20 protein-coding genes are annotated in these 15,921 nt (G+C 68.4%); all 20 read right to left on the bottom strand.

The annotated features are described in order from the left end of the window. Nucleotides 1-16: 16 nt before the first annotated feature. Complete coding sequence (gene hisF / locus ACSFBC_RS16215; RefSeq protein ID WP_435511372.1) at nucleotides 17-796, bottom strand: imidazole glycerol phosphate synthase subunit HisF; 780 nt, start codon at nucleotides 794-796, stop codon at nucleotides 17-19. Nucleotides 797-821: 25 nt separating this feature from the next. Further along, nucleotides 822-1,655 carry a D-hexose-6-phosphate mutarotase gene (locus ACSFBC_RS16210; RefSeq protein ID WP_435511371.1) on the bottom strand — a complete coding sequence of 278 codons (834 nt, stop codon included), beginning with the start codon at nucleotides 1,653-1,655 and terminating at the stop codon, nucleotides 822-824. 19 nt (nucleotides 1,656-1,674) lie between these two features. Then, complete coding sequence (locus tag ACSFBC_RS16205) at nucleotides 1,675-2,862, bottom strand: AAA family ATPase (protein ID WP_435511370.1); 1,188 nt, start codon at nucleotides 2,860-2,862, stop codon at nucleotides 1,675-1,677. 49 nt (nucleotides 2,863-2,911) lie between these two features. Then, a complete protein-coding gene (gene hisA, locus ACSFBC_RS16200; protein WP_435511369.1) occupies nucleotides 2,912-3,655 on the bottom strand; it encodes a 1-(5-phosphoribosyl)-5-[(5-phosphoribosylamino)methylideneamino]imidazole-4-carboxamide isomerase in 744 nt (247 codons plus the stop codon). Nucleotides 3,656-3,676: 21 nt separating this feature from the next. Next, nucleotides 3,677-4,324 carry an imidazole glycerol phosphate synthase subunit HisH gene (gene hisH, locus ACSFBC_RS16195; protein ID WP_435511368.1) on the bottom strand — a complete coding sequence of 216 codons (648 nt, stop codon included), beginning with the start codon at nucleotides 4,322-4,324 and terminating at the stop codon, nucleotides 3,677-3,679. Continuing rightward, a complete protein-coding gene (gene hisB / locus ACSFBC_RS16190) occupies nucleotides 4,324-4,953 on the bottom strand; it encodes an imidazoleglycerol-phosphate dehydratase HisB (protein WP_435511367.1) in 630 nt (209 codons plus the stop codon). Before hisB ends, hisH begins: the two co-directional genes overlap by 1 nt. Further along, nucleotides 4,950-6,050 (bottom strand): histidinol-phosphate transaminase, encoded by a 1,101-nt coding sequence (hisC, locus tag ACSFBC_RS16185; protein ID WP_435511366.1) that lies wholly within the window; start codon nucleotides 6,048-6,050, stop codon nucleotides 4,950-4,952. Before hisC ends, hisB begins: the two co-directional genes overlap by 4 nt. Nucleotides 6,051-6,056: 6 nt before the next feature. Continuing rightward, entirely contained in the window at nucleotides 6,057-6,410 is a 354-nt protein-coding gene (locus ACSFBC_RS16180) for a hypothetical protein (RefSeq protein WP_435511365.1), read from the bottom strand. Nucleotides 6,411-6,418: 8 nt separating this feature from the next. After that, nucleotides 6,419-7,789 carry a histidinol dehydrogenase gene (gene hisD, locus ACSFBC_RS16175; protein WP_435511364.1) on the bottom strand — a complete coding sequence of 457 codons (1,371 nt, stop codon included), beginning with the start codon at nucleotides 7,787-7,789 and terminating at the stop codon, nucleotides 6,419-6,421. A 4-nt stretch (nucleotides 7,790-7,793) separates the two neighbouring features. After that, nucleotides 7,794-8,435, bottom strand: coding sequence for an ATP phosphoribosyltransferase (gene hisG / locus ACSFBC_RS16170; protein ID WP_435511363.1), 642 nt, complete (start codon nucleotides 8,433-8,435; stop codon nucleotides 7,794-7,796). 28 nt (nucleotides 8,436-8,463) lie between these two features. Continuing rightward, on the bottom strand, nucleotides 8,464-9,735 hold the full coding sequence (gene murA, locus ACSFBC_RS16165) for a UDP-N-acetylglucosamine 1-carboxyvinyltransferase (protein ID WP_435511362.1): 1,272 nt from the start codon (nucleotides 9,733-9,735) through the stop codon (nucleotides 8,464-8,466). A gap of 43 nt (nucleotides 9,736-9,778) precedes the next feature. Then, nucleotides 9,779-10,021: a BolA family protein gene (locus ACSFBC_RS16160; RefSeq protein ID WP_435511361.1), complete on the bottom strand. Its 243-nt coding sequence runs from the start codon at nucleotides 10,019-10,021 to the stop codon at nucleotides 9,779-9,781. A 163-nt stretch (nucleotides 10,022-10,184) separates the two neighbouring features. Beyond that, entirely contained in the window at nucleotides 10,185-10,949 is a 765-nt protein-coding gene (locus ACSFBC_RS16155; protein ID WP_435511360.1) for an ABC transporter permease, read from the bottom strand. Then, nucleotides 10,946-11,893, bottom strand: a complete 948-nt coding sequence (locus ACSFBC_RS16150; protein WP_435511359.1) for an ABC transporter ATP-binding protein — start codon at nucleotides 11,891-11,893, stop codon at nucleotides 10,946-10,948. The genes ACSFBC_RS16155 and ACSFBC_RS16150 overlap by 4 nt, the downstream gene beginning before the upstream one ends. Before the next feature lie 33 nt (nucleotides 11,894-11,926). After that, complete coding sequence (locus ACSFBC_RS16145) at nucleotides 11,927-12,199, bottom strand: STAS domain-containing protein (protein WP_435511358.1); 273 nt, start codon at nucleotides 12,197-12,199, stop codon at nucleotides 11,927-11,929. A gap of 2 nt (nucleotides 12,200-12,201) precedes the next feature. Further along, entirely contained in the window at nucleotides 12,202-12,861 is a 660-nt protein-coding gene (locus tag ACSFBC_RS16140; protein WP_435511357.1) for an MlaC/ttg2D family ABC transporter substrate-binding protein, read from the bottom strand. 134 nt (nucleotides 12,862-12,995) lie between these two features. Continuing rightward, on the bottom strand, nucleotides 12,996-13,745 hold the full coding sequence (locus tag ACSFBC_RS16135; RefSeq protein ID WP_435511356.1) for an MlaA family lipoprotein: 750 nt from the start codon (nucleotides 13,743-13,745) through the stop codon (nucleotides 12,996-12,998). Further along, complete coding sequence (mlaD, locus tag ACSFBC_RS16130; protein ID WP_435511355.1) at nucleotides 13,742-14,230, bottom strand: outer membrane lipid asymmetry maintenance protein MlaD; 489 nt, start codon at nucleotides 14,228-14,230, stop codon at nucleotides 13,742-13,744. The genes ACSFBC_RS16135 and mlaD overlap by 4 nt, the downstream gene beginning before the upstream one ends. Before the next feature lie 26 nt (nucleotides 14,231-14,256). Next, on the bottom strand, nucleotides 14,257-15,036 hold the full coding sequence (gene mlaE, locus ACSFBC_RS16125) for a lipid asymmetry maintenance ABC transporter permease subunit MlaE (RefSeq protein ID WP_435511354.1): 780 nt from the start codon (nucleotides 15,034-15,036) through the stop codon (nucleotides 14,257-14,259). Beyond that, a complete protein-coding gene (locus ACSFBC_RS16120) occupies nucleotides 15,033-15,896 on the bottom strand; it encodes an ABC transporter ATP-binding protein (protein ID WP_435511741.1) in 864 nt (287 codons plus the stop codon). Before ACSFBC_RS16120 ends, mlaE begins: the two co-directional genes overlap by 4 nt. Nucleotides 15,897-15,921 lie beyond the last annotated feature (25 nt).

The raw sequence follows: 15,921 nt of genomic DNA, 5'->3' as shown, positions 1-15,921 counted from the left end.
CCCAGCGCCGCCGCATTCAAATCCGTACGGGGATTCCGCGCGCAGCCATGCGGGCCTTGGCCTCGCCGACCGTGTATTCGCCATAGTGGAAGATGCTGGCCGCCAGCACCGCATCGGCGCCACCGGTCTGGATGCCGTCGGCGAGGTCGTCGAGGTTGCCCACGCCGCCCGAGGCGATCACCGGCACGTCGACCGCGTCGCTCACCGCGCGGGTCAGTGCGAGGTCGAAGCCGCTCTTGGTGCCGTCGCGGTCCATGCTGGTCAGCAGGATCTCGCCCGCGCCGCGGCGCGCCATCTCGACGGCCCACTGCACCGCGTCGAGCCCGGTGTTCTTGCGCCCGCCATGGCTGTAGACGTCCCAGCCCGCGCCGCGCGTGGCGGCGTCCTCGGGCGAGCGGCGCTTGGCGTCGATGGCGACCACGATGCACTGGGCGCCGTACTTCTGCGACGCGTCCTCGATCACCTGCGGATTGGCGAGCGCGGCCGAGTTGAAGCTGGTCTTGTCGGCGCCCGCGTTGAGCAGGCGCCGCACATCGTCGACCGTGCGCACGCCGCCGCCCACCGTCAGCGGGATGAAGACCTGCGAGGCCACGGCCTCGATGATCGGCAGGATCAGGTCGCGGCCGTCGCTGGTGGCCGTGATGTCGAGGAAGGTGAGCTCGTCGGCGCCTTGCGCGTTGTAGCGCGCGGCGATCTCGATCGGGTCGCCCGCGTCGCGCAGTTCGACGAAATTGACGCCCTTCACGACCCGGCCTCCGGTCACGTCGAGGCAGGGAATGATGCGTTTGGCGAGCATGGTGTTCGTTCGGGAAAAGGGAGATTCAAAGGACGGTGAGCTGCTGCCAGCCCTGCCACGCGGCGCCCGGCGCCAGCGTCACGGGGTCGTCGATGCACGCGGCTTCGACGCACAGCATGTGGCGCCAGCCCTCGTCGGGCAGGTCGGCCAGCTTCGCCGCCAGCGCGGCGCCGGGGTTCCAGACCACGGTCTCGGTGCAGCTCGCGCTCTGCGCGATGGCCAGGGCGCCGCGGGGTTGGACCAGCCGCAACGCGGTGGCGGGCGCGGCGTACACGCTGTCGAATTCGGTGCCGAAGCGCAAGGCTTCGGCGGTCTCGGCATGCCGCAGGTCGCGCACTGCATCCCAGCGCTGCGCGCCCTGCAGGCCCTCGAGCCGCGCGTCGGCGATGTCGTCGACCTGCAGGTAGGTGTGCAGCGCGGCCGTGAAGGTCCAGGGCGCATCGCCCGTGTTGCGCACGTCGAACGCGAGGCGCAGCGCGCCCGGCGTCAGCGTGACGCGCAATTCGACGCGGAAGGCATGCGGCCACAGCGCGCGGCTGGCGTCATCGTCGGTCAAAGCGAACACGAGGCCGTCCGACGCCTCGGAGGCCTCGAGCCGCCAGGCCGTGTTGCGCGCGAAGCCGTGCTTGGGCAGCGGGCCGCGCTGATTGAACTGCGGCCAGCACACCGGCACGCCGCCGCGGATCGCGGAGCGGCCGTCGAACAGCGCCTCGGGGCTCAGGTAGATGCGCTCGACGCCGTCGGCCGTCTGCCAAGACAGCAGCTGCGCGCCATGCAGCGCCACGGTGCAGGCGTCGCCGCCGGGCAGGCGGAGCCGGACCGCGGGCTGGCCGCGGACGCTGAGGGTTTCGAGGGACATGGCGTCGATTCTAGGGTCGCTATCGGGCCGGCCAGTGCCAGGGCGGGACGTCGCCCATGTCGAGGTTGGCGATGCGGGTGGCGCCGAAGTGCTTCTCCAGCACCACCGGCTGCAGCACCAGCGCGCCCGCGGCCGCCTCCAGCGACGCGATCAGCCGCGTGGCGTGCGACACCACGATGACCTGGGTCTGGGCCGCGGCCTGGGCGATCAGCCGTCCGAGCGCGGGCAGCAGGTCGGGATGCAGGCTGGTTTCGGGCTCGTTGAGCACCAGCAGGCTGGGTGGCCGCGGCGAGAGCAGCGCGGCGATCCAGAGCAGGTAGCGCAAGGTGCCGTCGGACAGCTCGGCCGCGCTCAGCGGACGCAGCAGGCCGTGCTGGTGCATCCGCACCTCGAAACGGCCGTCCGAGCCGGCCGAAACCTCGACGCGCGCGCCGGGAAAGGCGTCGTCCAATGCACGGTCGAGCGCCTCGGTGTCGCCGATCTCGCGGATCGTCTGCAACGCCGCCCCGAGGTCGGCACCGTCGTTGGCCAGCACCGGCGTGTAGGTACCCAGCTGGGGGCTGCGCGCGGGCGCCTCGGCATCGGAGCGGAAGTGGTCGTAGAAGCGCCACGAGCGCATGCGTTCGCGCAGCGAGAGCATCTCGGGCGCGGCGCGCGGGTCGGCGTACTCGGTCATCATGCTGGCGAAGGCCGGGATGCGGCGCTCGACAGCCACCCATCGCCCGGCCTCGTCGCGCACGCGCAACGCAGCACCCTTGCGGTCGACCAACTGGGTGGCGGGCCGCAGCACCGGGCCGCTCCAGATCACCTCGCGCTTGATTTCGGGGTCGTGCGAAAAGGCCGAGGGCGGCACCGGCGGCGGCAGGCCGATGTCGATCGCATAGCCGAAGTCGTCGTCGCCTTCACCTGCGAAACCCAGTCGCAGGTTGACCGGCTCGCTGCGCACCGTGCCCTGCACCGGCGCCTCGCCGCGCAGCACCGCGGCCGAGAAGCGCTCGGGCCCGGCCCACAAGGTGGAGGCCAGGCCGCCTTCGCGCACCAGCGAGCGCACCACGCCGCCGCCGGCGATGTCGGCCAGCAGGCGCATCGCACGGTAGACGCTGGACTTGCCGCTGCCGTTGGGCCCGGTGACGACCGTCAGGCGCCCGAGCGGCACCGTGAGCTGGCGCAGCGAACGGTAATTGGCGATGGCGAGGGCGGACAGCACGGGCGCTCGACCGGATCAGGCCCGGGGCAGCGCCCGGGACGTGCTGCGTTCAGCCGGCAGCCAGTGCATCCGCGCGGGCCTGGGCCGCGGCGAAATCCAGGTCGCCGGAATAGATCGCGCGACCGCAGATCACGCCCTCGACCCCTTCGGACTCGACCGCACAGAGCCGGTCGATGTCGGCCATGTTCGACAGGCCGCCCGAGGCGATCACCGGAATGGTCAGCACCTGCGCGAGCTTGACCGTGGCCTCGATGTTGATGCCCGACAGCATGCCGTCGCGGCCGATGTCGGTGTAGATGATCGATTCGACGCCGTAGTCCTCGAACTTCTTGCCCAGATCGGCGACTTCGTGGCCGGTGAGCTTGCTCCAGCCGTCGGTCGCGACCTTGCCGTCCTTGGCGTCGAGGCCCACGATGATGTGGCCGCCGAAGGCGACGCAGGCGTCCTTCAGGAAGCCCGGGTTCTTGACCGCGGCGGTGCCGATGATCACGTAGCGCAGACCGTCGTCGATGTAGCTTTCGATGGTGTCGAGGTCGCGGATGCCGCCACCCAGCTGCACCGGGATCTCGTCGCCGACCTCTTTGAGGATCGCCTTGATGGCCGCGTGGTTTTGCGGCTTGCCCGCGAAGGCGCCGTTCAGGTCGACCAGGTGCAGGCGGCGCGCGCCGGCCTGGACCCACTTGCGCGCCATGGCGGCCGGGTCTTCGCTGAAGATGGTCGATTGGTCCATGTCGCCTTGTTTGAGGCGAACGCAGTGGCCGTCTTTGAGATCAATGGCGGGAATCAGCAGCATGGCAGGGGGCCCGGTGAAGGCTCAGGGGTTCCAGTGGAGAAAATTGCGGTAGAGCTGCAAACCATGATCCGCACTCTTCTCAGGGTGGAACTGGGTCGCAAAAATATTATCGCGCGCGACGGCCGCCGTGAACGGCGCACCGTAGTCGGCCTCGCCCACGCTGTGGCGCGGGTCGGCCGGTTTCGCATAGAAGCTGTGGACGAAATAGAAGTACGCATCGTCGGGCACCCCGGCCCAGACCGCATGCGGCTGGGCCTGGCGCACCTGGTTCCAGCCCATCTGCGGCACCTTGTAGCGGCTGCCGTCGGGTTGGGTGCGGCCGGCCAGCTCGAACTTGACGACGCGGCCCGGGATCAGGTCGAGCCCGTCGGTCGCGCCCTCCTCGCTGTGCGACAGCAGCATCTGCATGCCCACGCACACGCCGAACAGCGGCTTGCTGGCCGCGGCCTCGAGCACCGATTCGCGCAGGCCCGAGTCGCGCAGTTCGCGCATGCAGTCGGGCATCGCGCCCTGCCCCGGCAGCACGACGCGCGTGGCCTGGCGCACCACCTCGGGGTCGGAGGTGACGAAGACCTCCACGCCCACCTCGTCGGCCGCATGCTGCACGGCCTGCGACACCGAGCGCAGGTTGCCCATGCCGTAGTCGACGACGGCGACGGTGTTGCGCATCAGAGGGAGCCTTTGGTGGAGGGAATGACGCCGACCGAGCGCGGATCGATCTCGAGCGCCGAGCGCAGCGCGCGGGCGAAGGCCTTGAACACCGTCTCGCACTGGTGGTGCGCGTTGATGCCCTTGAGGTTGTCGATGTGCAGCGTGACGAAGGCGTGGTTCACGAAGCCCTGGAAGAATTCGTAGGTGAGCTGGCTGTCGAAGCCGCCGATCATGCCGCTGGTGAAGGGCACGTGCATCACCAGGCCGGGGCGGCCCGAAAAATCGATGACCACGCGGCTCAGCGCCTCGTCGAGCGGCACGTAGGCGTGGCCGTAGCGGCGCAGGCCCTTCTTGTCGCCCACGGCCTTCGCCACGGCCTGGCCCAGCGTGATGCCCACGTCTTCCACCGTGTGGTGGCCGTCGATGTGCAGGTCGCCCTGGCAGTCGATCTCGAGGTCGATCAGCCCGTGGCGGGCGATCTGGTCGAGCATGTGGTCGAAGAAGCCGATGCCGGTCGACAGCTTGGCGCGGCCGGTGCCATCGAGGTTCACCGAGACGGTGATCCGGGTCTCGGCCGTGTTGCGGGTGACGGAGGCCACGCGATCGCCCGCAAGGGCGGCGGCCTGGGGTGCCGTGGGGGTGTTCATAGGGAGGATTCGAGTGCTGCGAGCATGCGCCTATTGTCGTCGGCCGTTCCGACGGTCAGGCGCAGGCAGTTCGCGAGCAAGGGGTGCATTCTAGAAACGTTCTTGACCAGCACGCCGCGCGCCTTCATGCCGTCGAAGGTCTTTGCCGCGTCGGGCACCCGCACCAGCACCATGTTGGCCTCGCTGGGCCACTGGGTCAGGCCAGGCAGCTTCGCCAGCGCCGCGACCAGTTCCTCGCGCCGGGCCCGGATGTCGGCCGCCTGGGCATCGAAGACCTCGGCATGCTCGAGCGCAAACAGCGCGCACTCGCAGTTCAGCACGCTGATGTTGTAGGGCGGGCGCACCTTGTCGATCTCGGCGATCAGCGCCGCCGGGCCCATCAGGTAGCCCAGACGCACCCCCGCCAGGCCGAATTTGCTCAGCGTGCGCATCAGCAGCACGTGGCCGTGGCGCGCCACGCGGTCGATGTAGCTGCGCGCGGCGAAGGGCTGGTAGGCCTCGTCGATCACCACCAGGCCGCCCTGCGCGCCCTGGGCCTCGACGATCTGCTCGATCGCCGCGTCGTCCCAGCGGTTGGCCGTGGGGTTGTTGGGATAGGCCAGGTAGACGATGGCGGGCTTCTCGGCGGCGATCGCGGCCAGCATGGCCGGCGTGTCGAGCTCGAAGTCGGCCGTGAGCGGCACACCGACGAATTTCAGGCCCTGCAGCTGCGCGCTCATGGCGTACATCACGAAGCCCGGCACCGGCGCCAGCACCGAGGCGCCCGGCAGGTCGCAGGCCATGGTCAGCAGCGAGATCAGCTCGTCGGAGCCGTTGCCCAGCATCAGCGCGAAGCCGGCGGGCAGCTGCGCATGTTCGGCCAGCGCGCGCTTCAGGTCGTCGCCGCGCGATCCGGGGTAGCGGTTGAGCGCCAGCGCGCCCAGCCGCGCGCCGAGTTCGGCCTGCAGGGCGGCCGGCAGGCCGTGCGGGTTCTCCATGGCGTCGAGCTTGAGCAGGCCGGTCGCGTCCTGTACGGCGTAGGCGTGCATGGACTGGACGTCGGCGCGGATGCGCTGGAGTGCGGAAGAGGAAGCGGTGGCGTTGGATTCAGCGGTCATGGGATCTCAGTGGGTGCAGCGGAAGCTGCTGCGCAGTGCGGACGACAGCACGAGCTGCACCGGCATGTCGGCCTCGTAGCTGTCCGCGTTGCGCGAGAGTTCGGTCTGGTAGAGCGAGCGCGCCATCGCGGGCTCGAGTCGGCGACCTTCGACGCAGAACAGCGGTTTCTGGCCCGCACGCCGGGCGATGTCGGTGGCCTCGCGCAGGCCTTCCACCACGCCGACCAGGTAGTAGCTGGCGTAGGCCTTGCCGTCCGTCTCGTTGGCTTCGAGCGTACGCAGTTCGCGGATGCTCATGGCCTGCGCGCCGGCGCACGCCAGCAGCGCGGCCCACAGGACGGTGCGTGCGAGCGCATCCATCGGTGCCCTCAGCCGCGCTGGAGTCGCAGCCGGGCGGCCTCGGCGTGCGCCTGCAGGCCCTCGCCTTCGGCCAGCGTGACGGCGATCGGGCCGAGCACCTGTGCGCCGGCCTGGCTCACCTCGATCAGGCTGGAGCGCTTCTGGAAGTCGTACACGCCCAACGGGCTCGAGAAGCGCGCGGTGCCGCTGGTGGGCAGCACATGGTTCGGGCCAGCGCAGTAGTCGCCCAGGCTCTCGCTGGTGAAAGCGCCCAGGAAGATCGCGCCCGCGTGCCTGAGCAGCGGCTCCCAGCGGTGCGGCTCGCTGCTGCTCACTTCCAGGTGCTCGGGTGCGATGCGGTTGCTGATGGCGCAGGCCTCTTCCATGCTGCGCGTGTGGATCAGCGCGCCGCGGCCGTTGAGCGAGGCCGCGATGATCGCCGCGCGCGGCATCGTGGGCAGCAGGCGGTCGATGGCCTCCTGCACGCGCGCGATGTAGTCGGCGTCGGGGCACAGCAGGATGCTCTGCGCGAGCTCGTCGTGCTCGGCCTGGCTGAACAGGTCCATCGCCACCCAGTCGGGCGGCGTGCTGCCGTCGGCCAGCACCAGGATCTCGCTCGGGCCCGCGATCATGTCGATGCCCACGGTGCCGAACACGCGGCGCTTGGCCGCGGCCACGTAGGCGTTGCCGGGGCCGGTGATCTTGTCGACCGCGGGCACGGTCGCGGTGCCGTAGGCCAGCGCGGCCACGGCCTGGGCGCCGCCGATGGTGAAGGCGCGGGTGACGCCGGCGACGTAGGCTGCGGCGAGCACCAGCACGTTGCGTTCGCCCCGGGCCGACGACTGTCCGCCGGCGCCACCGGTGGCCACGCTGTCCTTCGCGGGCGTCGGCACCACCATGATGATCTCGCCGACACCGGCCACATGCGCCGGGATGGCGTTCATCAGCAGGCTCGACGGATAGGCCGCCTTGCCGCCAGGCACGTAGATGCCCACGCGGTCCAGCGGCGTCACCTTCTGCCCGAGCAGCGAACCATCGGCATCGCGGTAGCTCCAGCTCTCGCCGGACGCCTTCTTCTGCGCCTCGTGGTAGCTGCGCACGCGGTCGGCGGCAGCCTGCAGGGCGTCGCGCTGCGCGGCGGGCAGGGAATCGAAGGCCTCCTTGAAATCGGCCTGCGTCAGTTCGAGCTCCGACATGCCCGAGGCTTCGAGCCCGTCGAAGCGGCGGGTGTACGCCAGCACCGCCTCGTCGCCACGCTTCCGCACATCGGCCAGGATCTCGGCCACCACCGTCTCGATCGCCGAGTCCGCCTCCGCGGACCAATGCAAGCACGCCTTGAAGGCGGCTTCGAAATCGGCCGAGGCGGTGGACAGGCGGGCGGGAGCGGCGGTCAGGGTCATGGTGTCAGGATTGCGGAATGGCGGATGCGAAGGCGTCGAGGATGCGGCGGATCGGTGCCTGCTTGAGCTTGAGCGCGGCCTGGTTCACCACCAGGCGGGCGCTGATGTCCATGATGCGCTCGACTTCGACCAGGTGGTTGGCCTTGAGCGTGTTGCCGGTCGAGACCAGGTCGACGATGGCGTCGGCCAGGCCGGTGAGCGGCGCGAGTTCCATGCTGCCGTAGAGCTTGATCAGGTCGACGTGCACGCCCTTGCTGGCGAAGAAGTTGCGCGACAGGTTGACGTACTTGGTGGCGACCGTCAGGCGCGAGCCCTGCTTCACGGCCGACGCATAGTCGTAGTCGGCACGCACCGCGACGCTCAGGCGGCAGGCCGCGATCTGCAGGTCCAGCGGCTGGTAGAGGCCCTGGTTGCCGCCTTCGAGCAGCACGTCGAGCCCGGTCACGCCGAGGTCGGCGCCGCCGTACTGCACATAGGTCGGCACGTCCGAGGCGCGCACCAGCACCACGCGCACATCGGGCCGGGTGGTGGCGAGGATCAGCTTGCGCGACTTGTCCGGGTCCTCGGTGACCTCGATGCCGGCCGCAGCCAGCAGCGGCAGGGTCTCGTCGAAGATGCGGCCTTTGGAGAGGGCGAGCGTGATCATGGGCGGGCTTTCGTCGGGAGGGTGGGCGTCATGCGATGCGCTCGATGTCCGCGCCGAGGCCGCGCAGCTTGGCTTCCATCCGGTCGTAGCCCCGGTCCAGGTGGTAGATGCGGTCGACCAGGGTCTCGCCCTCGGCCACCAGGCCGGCGATCACCAGGCTGGCGGAGGCGCGCAGGTCGGTCGCCATCACGGTCGCGCCGGACAGGCGGGCGCCGCCCTCGACCAGCGCGACGCGGCCGTCGACGTGGATGGCAGCGCCCAGGCGCACCAGCTCGTTGACGTGCATGAAGCGGTTCTCGAAGATCGTCTCGGTCACGGCCGCCGAGCCGTGGGCCACGCAGTTGAGCACCATGAACTGGGCCTGCATGTCGGTCGGGAAGCCGGGGTATTCGGTGGTGCGGAAGGCCTGGGCCTTGAGGTCGGCCGCGCCGCTGGACGCGATGCGCACGCCGCCCTCGATGGCCTGCACCTCGCAGCCCGCGTCGCGCAGCTTGTCGATCACGGCGTCGAGATGGTCGGCGCGCGCATGGCGCAGGAACACTTCGCCACCGGCGGCCGCGACCGCGCACAGGAAGGTGCCGGCCTCGATCCGGTCGGCCACCACCGCATGCTCGCAGCCGTGCAGCGCGTCGACGCCCTGGATGCGGATGTGGCCGGTGCCATGGCCTTCGATGCGGGCACCCATCTTGATCAGCATCTCGGCCAGGTCGACGATCTCGGGCTCCTGGGCTGCGTTCTCGAGCAGCGTCTCGCCCTCGGCCAGGGCCGCGGCCATCAGGAAGTTCTCGGTGCCGGTCACGGTCACCATGTCGGTCAGGATGCGCGCGCCGCGCAGCCGCGTGCGGCCGGCCGGCAACTTGGCCAGCATGTAGCCGTGTTCGACCACGATCTCCGCACCCATGGCCTGCAGGCCCTTGATGTGCTGGTCGACCGGCCGCGAGCCGATCGCGCAGCCGCCGGGCAGCGACACCTTGGCGTGGCCGAAGCGCGCGAGCAGCGGGCCCAGGGCCAGCACCGAGGCGCGCATGGTCTTGACCAGTTCGTAGGGTGCCTCGATGGTGTGCAGCGGACCGGCGTCGAGGCGCACGGTGCCGTTGTCGTCGCGCTCGACCGAGACGCCCATGTTGCGCACCAGCTTGAGCATGGTCGACACGTCCTCGAGGCGCGGCACGTTGTGCAGCGTCACGGGCCGGTCGGTCAGCAGCGCGGCGCAGAGCTCGGGCAGCGCGGCGTTCTTGGCGCCGGAAACGAGTACCTCGCCGCCAAGCTTGCGCCCGCCGCGAATGAGAAGTTTGTCCATGAAAAATCCAGCGATATCTAGCAGGAATGCCTGCAAAGCGGCATCAACGGGGCGCCGCGGCCCATTCGGCGGGCGTGAAGGTCTTCATCGACAGCGCATGCACCTCGTCGGTATGCATTTTCGCACCGAGCGTCTGGTAGACCCGCTGATGACGCTGGATCGAGCGCTTGCCCTCGAACTCGGCCGACACGATGGTGGCGTACCAGTGGCGTCCGTCGCCTTCCAGCGTGATGTGCTCGCAGGGCAGGCCGGCGGTGATGATGGCTTGGAGTTCTTCAGCGGTCATGGGGGGTGTTCAACATGCTTTTCATTGCGGTGCGAAGCGGGCTTCCGGACGCAGAAGATGCAAAGGTTTCGCGAAGAACGCAAAAGAAACCAAAAATCAATTATTCAGTTTTTTGCGTCTTCTGCGACCACCTCTGCGTCTTCTGCGTCCGGTGGTCCGAGTTCTAGCCCCGGATCTTGTAGCCGATCCGCAGCAAATGGACGGCGATTGCGCTCACCACCACCCACGCACTGCCGACGATGCCGAAGCTGAGCCAGGGCGAGGCGTCGCTCACGCCGAAGAAGCCGTAGCGGAAGCCGTCGATCATGTAGAAGAAGGGGTTCAGGTGGCTCACGTTCTGCCAGAACGGCGGCAGCGAACCGATCGAATAGAACACGCCCGACAGGAAGGTCATGGGCATGATCAGGAAGTTCTGGAACACCGCCATCTGGTCGAACTTCTCGGCCCAGAGGCCGGCGATCAGCCCCAGCGTGCCCAGCATGGCCGCGCCCAGGAAGGCGAAGACGATGATCCAGACCGGCGCCGCGAAGTCCGGCACGGCGAAGAACACCGTGACGATGAACACGCCCAGGCCGACGGCCAGGCCGCGGATGATGGACGAGCCGACGTAGGCGAAGAACCAGCCCCAGTGCGACAGCGGCGTGAGCAGCACGAACACCAGGCTGCCCATGATCTTGCTCTGGATGATCGAGGACGAGCTGTTGGCGAACGCGTTCTGCAGCACGCTCATCATCACCAGGCCCGGGATCAGGAAGGCGGTGTAGCCCACCGTGCCGTAGACCTTGACGTGGTCTTCCAGCACATGGCCGAAGACCATCAGGTACAGCACGGCGGTGAGGATCGGGGCGCCGACCGTCTGGAAGCCGACCTTCCAGAAGCGCAGCGTCTCCTTGTAGAGCAGCGTGCGCCAGCCCGTGGTGCCCATCATCGCGACACCTCCAGCGGAATCTGTTCGCCGGCCATCAGGTCGATGAACACGTCCTCGAGATCGGCCTTGCGCATCTCCACGTCTTCCACCGCCACGCCGGCTTCACGCAGCGCGCCGAGCAGCTGCTCGACCTCGTGCGCGTTCTGCGCCGGCAGCTGCACGATGCGCCCGGTGATGCGCGCATGCTGGGCGATCGCCCAGGGCAGGTTGGCGTCGGTCTTGAAGCGCAGCACGTTGCTGGCTGCGGACTTCAGCAGCTCGCTGGTGCGGTCGAGCGCGATCACGCGGCCCTGCTTGAGCATGGCGATCCGGTGGCACAGCGCCTCCGCCTCTTCGAGATAGTGGGTGGTGAGCAGCACGGTGCTGCCCTGCTTGTTGAGCTTGGCGATGAACTGCCACAGCGTCTGGCGCAGTTCGACGTCGACGCCGGCGGTGGGCTCGTCGAGCACGATGACAGGCGGCTTGTGGACCAGCGCCTGCGCCACCAGCACCCGGCGCTTCATGCCGCCCGACAGCTGCCGCAGGTTGGCACCGGCCTTGTCGGTCAGGCCCAGACTGTGCAGCAGTTCGTCGATCCAGGCGTCGTTGTTCTTGATGCCGAAGTAGCCCGACTGGATGCGCAGCGACTCGCGCACGTTGAAGAAGGGGTCGAACACCAGTTCCTGCGGCACGATGCCCAGGTGGCGACGCGCTTCGGCGTAATCGCGCTGCACGTCGAAACCGTGCACGCTGACGGCGCCGGCCGTGGGGCGCGACAGCCCGGCGAGCATGCTGATCAGCGTCGTCTTGCCGGCGCCGTTGGGCCCCAGCAGGCCGAAGAACTCGCCCTCTTCGATCTGGAAGGTCACGTCGTCGACGGCGCGCAGACCAGGTTTTCCCTGGGCGCGTTGCTGACGTGAGGCGGGGTAGGTCTTGGAGACCGATTGGAAGGAGATCGCGGGCATGGGAGCCCGAGATTCTAGGCGGCCTGCACTTTTCTAGGGCGCGGTCGGTAAAAGACCTGCAATGCCGTAGAGCGCTGCCAGCTCGCGCAGGCGCGGCGAGAGCCCCTTGACGGCGAAGCTGCGCCCCAGCGCACCGGCTTCGCGCCGGCATTCGAGCAGCACGGCCAAGGCCGATGAATCGAAGCGCACCAGCGCGCTGGCGTCCACCACCGCTGCCGAGCCGCTCTGCCCCGCCAGCCCCTGCTGCAGCATGCGCATGCAGGCCGGCGCCTCGTCATGCGTGAGCTTGGTCGGCAGGACGAGCATGCTCAGCCCTTGCCGTTGGTCTTGTTGCGTGCCGCGAGCGCCGAGATCAGGCCATCGATGCCCTGGCTGTTGATCTGCTGCGCGAACTGGGTGCGGTAGGTGTCGACCAGCCAGACGCCCAGCACATTCAGGTTGTAGACCTTCCAGCCGCTGCCCTGGCCGGGCGTCTTTTCCAGGCGGTAATCGAGCTGCACGGGGTCCCCGCCGCCGCGGATCTCGGTGCGGACCAGCACTTCCTTGTCGTCGACCGAGCCGCGGAAGGGCCGCACGGTGACGCTCTGGTCGCTCACCTGGTCGAGCGCGCCGGCGTAGGTGCGCACCAGCAGGGTCTTGAATTCTTCCTGCAGGCGCTTCTGCTGCTCAGGCGTCGCCTGGCGCCAGGCCGGGCCGACGGCCGAGGCCGTCATGCGCTGGAAATTGACGTTCGGCATGATCTTGCTGTCGACCAGCAACATGATTCTGCCGATGTCGCCGGCCTTGATCGACTTGTCGGCCTTGATGGTGTCGAGCACGTCGCCGGAAATGCGCTGCACCAGCGCGTCGGGCGCTTCGTCGGCGGCCCGTGCGGAGGTGACGAAGACGGCGGCGGCGCTGAACACCAAGGCGCTGGCAAGGGCGAGTCGTCCGATGAAGCGGCGTTGCACTGTGGCTGTGGAGTTCATGGTGGAAACGGGTCTCGGAAGAAAGTCAAAAACGAAAAGGTCCTCGGACCGCGAAACGTTTGGAAGCGCTCGGCGGGCCAAGGGTTCCGGCTGCGCGGCCAGCGCTTGCAACCGAATGCAAGCACCGCGGCGCATCAGTTGTTGCCGGCGCCGTCGTCCGGCGGGTTGCCGTCATACACCTCGCTGCGCCGGCGCTGCAGAAACGCATCGCGGGTGAACGAATACTTGTCCAGTGCAGCATCGCCCAGCAACTGGGTGGCGCGCAGGTAATTCGAGCGGACATCGACGATCCGCAGCACGTACAGCGAATTGCGCACCGGCACGTCGTGGATGTAGCTGGTCAGATCGCCCTTGGCGTCCAGCGGCAGGGCCGCCGTGTCGCGCAGGGTCGAAGGGCCCAGCAGCGGCAGCACCAGGTACGGGCCGCTCGGCACGCCCCAATAACCCAGGGTCTGGCCGAAGTCCTCGGAATGACGGTCGATGCCGATCTCGGTGGCCACGTCCAGCAGGCCGCCCAGGCCCAGGATGGTGTTCACGTTGAGCCGCATGAAGGTCTCGGCGCTGTTCTGCGCCTTGAGCTGGAACACGCTGTTGGCGAAATTCCAGACGTCGCTCAGGTTGTTGAAGAAGTTGTTGACGCCCGTGCGCACCGGCGACGGCAGCACCTGTCGGTAGACCGTCGCCACCGGCACCAGCACCGCGTCGTCCACGGTGTCGTTGATGCGCGAGACGCCGCGGTTGAAGCCCTCGAACGGATCGGCGGCGTTCGGGTAGGGACCCGTGGCGCACCCCGTCAGGAGGGCCAGCAGCAACGCGGCGGCGGCTGGGCGGACACCGCGACGGGCAAGGTCTTTCGCGGCAAGGGAGGGGGGGCGCGGGTTCATTTTTTGGGGGCGGCTGTGGACGGCGTGCTTCCGTCGGCCGCCTTGCTATAGAGAAACTGGCTGATAAGGTTTTCCAGCACGACGGCCGATTGCGTGGCGGTGATCGTGTCGCCCGGCTGGAGGTTCTTCTCGTCGGCGCCCGCCTCGATACCGACGTACTGCTCGCCGAGCAAGCCGCTGGTCAGGATCTTGAGCGAACTGTCCTTGGGAAAACTGTAACGGTTTTGCAAAGCCAGCGTCACGTCCGCCTGAAAGAGCTTGTCGTTGAAGGTGATGGATTCCACGCGGCCGACCACCACGCCGGCACTCTTGATGGCCGTCTGCGGCTTGAGCCCGCCGATGTTGTCGAAGCGCGCGGTGACGGTATAGGTCTTCTGGAAGTTCAGGCTCAGCAGGTTCGCTGACTGCAGCGCCAGGAACAGCAGGGCCGCCGCGCCGATCAGCACGAACAGGCCTACCCAGATGTCGTTGTTGGAACGTTGCATGGTTTGCTCTCGTTGTCGAGTTGCGCTCAGATGCTGAACATCATGGCGGTGAGAAGGAAGTCCAGCGCCAGCACCGCCAGCGAGGCCACCACCACGGTGCGGGTGGTGGCGCGCGACACGCCTTCGGGCGTGGGCTGGGCCTCGAAGCCCTGCAGCAGCGCGACGAAAGTGACGGTGAAGCCGAAGACGATGCTCTTGATGACGCCGTTGCCCAGGTCCTTGAACACATCGGTGCCGTTCTGCATCTGGCTCCAGAAGGCCCCGGAGTCGATGCCCAGCAGCGGCACGCAGACGACCCAGCCGCCGAGGATGCCGACCGCGCAGAACACCGCCGAGAGGATCGGCATCGCGATCACGCCGCCCCAGAAACGCGGCGCGAGCACGCGCTTGACGGGGTCGACCGCCATCATTTCCATGGCACTGAGCTGCTCACCGGCCTTCATCAGGCCGATCTCCGCGGTCAGCGAGGTGCCGGCACGGCCGGCGAACAGCAGCGCCGTGATGACCGGGCCGAACTCCCGCAGCAGGCTCAGGCTGATCAGCACGCCCACCGATTCGGACGCGCCGTAGCGCTGCAGCCCGTAGAAGTACTGCAGGCCCATGACGAAACCGACGAACAGGCCCGACACGGCGATGATCGCCAGCGAGTAGTTGCCCAGGAAGTGCACCTGGTCGCGCACCAGCGAAAAGCGCCGCAGGCCGCCCAAGTCGCTGAACAGCCGCCAGAACAGGCGCGCGCCGCGGCCCAGGTCCGCCAGCTTGCCGCGCACCGCGAAGCCGACGTCGGCAGGGTTCCAGAAGCTCACGGCCGGCCTCCCGAGGCCGGACCGAAGTCGTCTTCGACGCCGACGCCCGGGTAATGGAAATGCACCGGCCCGTCGGGCAGCGCGTTGACGAACTGGTGCACCAGCGGGTCCACACTCTGGCGCACGGCCTGCGGGGTGCCCTGAGCCGCGACGCCACCGTTGGCCAGGATGATCACGTGGTCGGCGATGCGGAAGGTCTCTTCCAGGTCGTGCGAAACGATGACGCTGGTCAGCCCCAGCGTGTCGTTGAGCTGGCGGATGAGCCGCGCGGCCGTGCCCAGCGAGATCGGGTCCAGGCCCGCGAAGGGCTCGTCGTACATCACCAGGTCGGGGTCGAGGGCGATGGCACGGGCCAGCGCCACGCGACGCGCCATGCCGCCCGACACCTCGCTGGGCATCAGGTCGCGCGCACCGCGCAGCCCGACCGCGTCGAGCTTCATCAGCACGATGTCGCGGATCAGCGGCTCGGGCAGTTGGGTGTGCTCGCGCAGGGGAAAGGCCACGTTGTCGAACACGCTCATGTCGGTGAACAAGGCGCCGAACTGGAACAGCATGCCCATGCGACGGCGCGCCGCATACAACGCGGCCGCGTCGAACCCGACCACATCCTGACCATCGAAAAGGACCTCGCCGCGCTGTGCCTTCTGCTGGCCGCCGATCAGGCGCAGCACCGTGGTCTTGCCGCCGCCCGATGCGCCCATCAGGGCCGTCACCTTGCCACGCGGCACGGTAAAGGACACGCCATCGAGAATGGCGCGCGCGCCATAGCCGAACGCGACGTCACGGAACTCTACGAAGGGGGGAGGCAGGGAGGGGGCGGGGTCCATCTCAATAAAAAAGCCGGGCGCTCCTTCGAGCATCCCGGCTTGCGGTTTCACGCGGATG

It is taken from the genome of Variovorax frigidus (assembly GCF_051216515.1).
In the GTDB taxonomy this organism is placed as follows: domain Bacteria; phylum Pseudomonadota; class Gammaproteobacteria; order Burkholderiales; family Burkholderiaceae_C; genus Variovorax.
The sequence above is the reverse complement of the archived record's forward strand: the minus strand, read 5'-3'. Positions and strand labels throughout refer to the sequence as shown.

Excerpts from the sequence above, each read along its gene's own strand:
- hisF (WP_435511372.1), bottom strand. The coding sequence starts at position 796 with ATGCTCGCCAAACGCATCATTCCCTGCCTCGACGTGACCGGAGGCCGG.
- ACSFBC_RS16210 (WP_435511371.1), bottom strand. The coding sequence starts at position 1,655 with ATGTCCCTCGAAACCCTCAGCGTCCGCGGCCAGCCCGCGGTCCGGCTC.
- hisA (WP_435511369.1), bottom strand. The coding sequence starts at position 3,655 with ATGCTGCTGATTCCCGCCATTGATCTCAAAGACGGCCACTGCGTTCGC.
- hisH (WP_435511368.1), bottom strand. The coding sequence starts at position 4,324 with ATGCGCAACACCGTCGCCGTCGTCGACTACGGCATGGGCAACCTGCGC.
- hisB (WP_435511367.1), bottom strand. The coding sequence starts at position 4,953 with ATGAACACCCCCACGGCACCCCAGGCCGCCGCCCTTGCGGGCGATCGC.
- hisC (WP_435511366.1), bottom strand. The coding sequence starts at position 6,050 with ATGACCGCTGAATCCAACGCCACCGCTTCCTCTTCCGCACTCCAGCGC.
- ACSFBC_RS16180 (WP_435511365.1), bottom strand. The coding sequence starts at position 6,410 with ATGGATGCGCTCGCACGCACCGTCCTGTGGGCCGCGCTGCTGGCGTGC.
- hisD (WP_435511364.1), bottom strand. The coding sequence starts at position 7,789 with ATGACCCTGACCGCCGCTCCCGCCCGCCTGTCCACCGCCTCGGCCGAT.
- hisG (WP_435511363.1), bottom strand. The coding sequence starts at position 8,435 with ATGATCACGCTCGCCCTCTCCAAAGGCCGCATCTTCGACGAGACCCTG.
- murA (WP_435511362.1), bottom strand. The coding sequence starts at position 9,735 with ATGGACAAACTTCTCATTCGCGGCGGGCGCAAGCTTGGCGGCGAGGTA.
- ACSFBC_RS16160 (WP_435511361.1), bottom strand. The coding sequence starts at position 10,021 with ATGACCGCTGAAGAACTCCAAGCCATCATCACCGCCGGCCTGCCCTGC.
- ACSFBC_RS16155 (WP_435511360.1), bottom strand. The coding sequence starts at position 10,949 with ATGATGGGCACCACGGGCTGGCGCACGCTGCTCTACAAGGAGACGCTG.
- ACSFBC_RS16150 (WP_435511359.1), bottom strand. The coding sequence starts at position 11,893 with ATGCCCGCGATCTCCTTCCAATCGGTCTCCAAGACCTACCCCGCCTCA.
- ACSFBC_RS16145 (WP_435511358.1), bottom strand. The coding sequence starts at position 12,199 with ATGCTCGTCCTGCCGACCAAGCTCACGCATGACGAGGCGCCGGCCTGC.
- ACSFBC_RS16140 (WP_435511357.1), bottom strand. The coding sequence starts at position 12,861 with ATGAACTCCACAGCCACAGTGCAACGCCGCTTCATCGGACGACTCGCC.
- ACSFBC_RS16135 (WP_435511356.1), bottom strand. The coding sequence starts at position 13,745 with ATGAACCCGCGCCCCCCCTCCCTTGCCGCGAAAGACCTTGCCCGTCGC.
- mlaD (WP_435511355.1), bottom strand. The coding sequence starts at position 14,230 with ATGCAACGTTCCAACAACGACATCTGGGTAGGCCTGTTCGTGCTGATC.
- ACSFBC_RS16120 (WP_435511741.1), bottom strand. The coding sequence starts at position 15,896 with ATGCTCGAAGGAGCGCCCGGCTTTTTTATTGAGATGGACCCCGCCCCC.